Raw genomic sequence first — 223 nt, 5'->3', positions numbered from 1 at the left:
CGCCCCTGCGGTCGCTCTCCCCGCTGGAGTGCTCGGAGGGCGTCAGGCCGACCCACGCCGCGAACGAGCGGGCATTCCTGAACCTCGAGAACTCGCCGGCCTCGAACACGAGGTCGGCGGCGGACGCGGTGTCTACGCCCTTGAGGCAGCGGAGGGAGTCGACCCTCTTCCTCCACCTGGGCTTGCGGGCCTCGGCCTCGACGAGCCCCTCGAGCCTCGCCTT

The 223-nt window shown here is 71.7% G+C and carries 1 protein-coding gene; it reads right to left on the bottom strand.

The window, feature by feature from the left end; all coding sequences use genetic code 11:
* A partial coding sequence (locus LK493_RS10425; protein ID WP_227790938.1) for a transposase occupies window positions 1-223 on the bottom strand: 223 nt, incomplete at both ends.

This window comes from Collinsella aerofaciens, from assembly GCF_020709435.1.
Taxonomy (GTDB): Bacteria; Actinomycetota; Coriobacteriia; order Coriobacteriales; family Coriobacteriaceae; genus Collinsella; species Collinsella aerofaciens_AU.
The sequence above is the reverse complement of the archived record's forward strand: the minus strand, read 5'-3'. Positions and strand labels throughout refer to the sequence as shown.